Genomic DNA, 2472 nt, shown 5'->3' with positions numbered 1-2472 from the left:
CTTGGGGCAGAGGAGGTGCCAGATGGCGGACGACCCCGTGGAGAGGCTGCACCAGCGTGAACGGCAACAGGAGCGGGAGCGGCTCCGGCAGCAGGAGGTCAAGGACCTGGAGGTGGAGGCGCATCGCGGCCCCCGCCCCCTCGAGGGCTTCGCCGGAGGCCACACCACGTGGACTGGCAAGCAGGACGACGAAGCGGCGGCGGAGATCCACGCCCATGACGCGGAGGACTCCTGGGCCGCCAGCCAGGAGCAGGTGGCGCGACTGACCCCGTCCGAGGACGAGGCGCCCGCCCGAGAAGACGCGGAGCGCGAGTAGTCCCGCTCCATCAGCCCCCTCCCCTCTCCCTTCGGGAGAGGGATGGGTGAGGGTACCTTGGTTCCCTGATTGAACAGGTCCGCACCCCTGCTCTCGGGATTCCAGGGATACTAAAAATGCCCATCTTCACGGTTCTCAATATTTGAGATACCCACTGGACTCGTCCTTCCCCCTGGAGGCGAGCCCATGCTCACCGGCCTGAAGACCCCCCTGCGTCCCCTGCTGTTGCTGACCCTGCTCCTGCCCACGCTGGCCTGGTCTCAGGATTTGCGCTTCACCACCCTGGACATCGGCCAGGGAGACTCGGCGGTGCTGATCGCCCCGGGCGGGTGCGTGGCGCTGTTCGACGGAGGGCCCACCGGCTCGGGCGCCACCATCAAGGCCTACCTGAAGGCGCGGGGCGTCACGAACATCGACATGGCCTTCATCTCGCACATGCATGCCGACCACATGGGCGGCATCGACGAGGTGGACGTGGGCACGGACGCGGTCAGCATCGACGCGGTGTACGACCACGGGGGGGCGTATGACTCGGTCGCCTATACCGATTACACCAGCCACTTCAGCGGCCGGCGCTTCACCGCGCGCAAGGGTGACGTCTATAGCCTGTGCGGCCAGGTGCGGCTCGAGGTGGTGGCGGCCGCCGGCAACGGCGCCCACGTCTCGGATGAGAACGCCAAGTCCGTGGTGGTGAAAATCACCTACGGCGCCTTCGACGCGCTGGTGGGCGGCGATCTCACCGGTACCACCGAGGACATGGAGACGGGAATCGCCACGGCGGTGGGACCGCTCGAGCTGTACAAGGTGCACCACCACGGCTCGCGCTACTCGTCCAACAACACCCTGCTCGACGCGACGAATCCGACGGTGTCCTTCATCTCCGTGGGCAAGGACAACACCTATGGCCACCCGACGGCCGAGTGCCTGGACCGACTGGCGGCGCACAACTCGCAGGTGTGGCAGACGGAGGACCCGGCCACCAACTCGAAGTGGGGCCACATCGAGCTGAGCTCGACGGACGGCGACACCTACGTGGTGGCGCAGGGGACCAAGAGCGTCTCCTACGCCTCGAAGGCCCCGGACACGCAGGCGCCCAGCGCGCCGGGCTCGCTGGTGGCCACCGCCGCGTCCTCCACGGAGGTGGACCTCTCCTGGATGGCCTCGACGGACAACGTGGGCGTGCACCACTACAACGTGTACCGGAGCACCAACGGCCTGGCCTACGCCCTGGTGGGCACGTCCACCACGACGGGCTTCGCGGACCTGGGCCTGTCGCCCGGCACCACGAACGCCTACCGGGTGACGGCCGTGGACGCGGCGGGCAACGAGTCCGCGGCGAGCAGCGCCACCGCGACCACGCCCATGCCCGGCATCACCGTCACCAGCCCCAACGGCGGCGAGAGCTGGGCGGGCGGCGGCTCGCGCAACATCACCTGGACGTCGCGGAACATCTCCAACGTGAAGCTGGAGTACTCGCTCGATAACGGGGCCTCGTGGCAGATGATCGCCAGCAGCCTGGCCGCGTCCACGGGCAGCTACGCGTGGGTGGTGCCGAGCTCGCCCACCACGCAGGCGCGGGTGCGGGCCACGGATGCCTTCGGCTCGGCCTCGGACGTGAGCGATGGCACCTTCACCATCACCGGGACCGCCAGCCCGGCGAAGGTCATCATCAATGAGATTCTCGCCAACGAGCCCGGCAGCGCCACGGATGGTGAGTTCGTGGAGTTGGTGAACGTGGGCGGTACGGCCATCGACATCAGCGGATGGATCATCCTGGATGCGACCTCGGCGCGGCACACCTTCGCCTCGGGGACGGTGCTCGGCGCGGGCAAGGCCATCGTGGTCTTCGGCGGCACGTCTGGCATTCCCTCGGGGACGACCAACGCGGTGGTCGCGTCCACCGGCACGCTCAGCCTCAACAACAGCAGCGACACGGTGACGGTGAAGACCTCGTCCGCCAAGAACGCGACGACGATCAACACGTATAGCTACACGAGCTCGCTGACCGGCCAGGACGGCGTGTCGATGAACCGCAGCCCCGATGCGAGCGCCACGGGCGGCTTCGTGCTCCACACGGGCCTGTCGTCCTTGAGCGCGTCGCCGGGTGCCCGCGTGAACGGCGCCACCTTCTGACCCAGGTCCTGCGGTGCATGAGG

General features: G+C 68.2%; 2 protein-coding genes. Both read left to right on the top strand.

The features are described 5' to 3' along the window. Positions 1–316: hypothetical protein (locus VF794_RS25615; protein ID WP_331114793.1), on the top strand; the 316-nt coding region annotated here is incomplete at its 5' end. A gap of 186 nt (positions 317–502) precedes the next feature. Next, complete coding sequence (locus VF794_RS25610; RefSeq protein ID WP_331114791.1) at positions 503–2449, top strand: lamin tail domain-containing protein; 1947 nt, start codon at positions 503–505, stop codon at positions 2447–2449. Positions 2450–2472 lie beyond the last annotated feature (23 nt).

The organism is Archangium sp. (assembly GCF_036389735.1).
Classification (GTDB): Bacteria; Myxococcota; Myxococcia; order Myxococcales; family Myxococcaceae; genus Archangium.
This window is presented reverse-complemented; position numbering and strand designations above follow the sequence as displayed.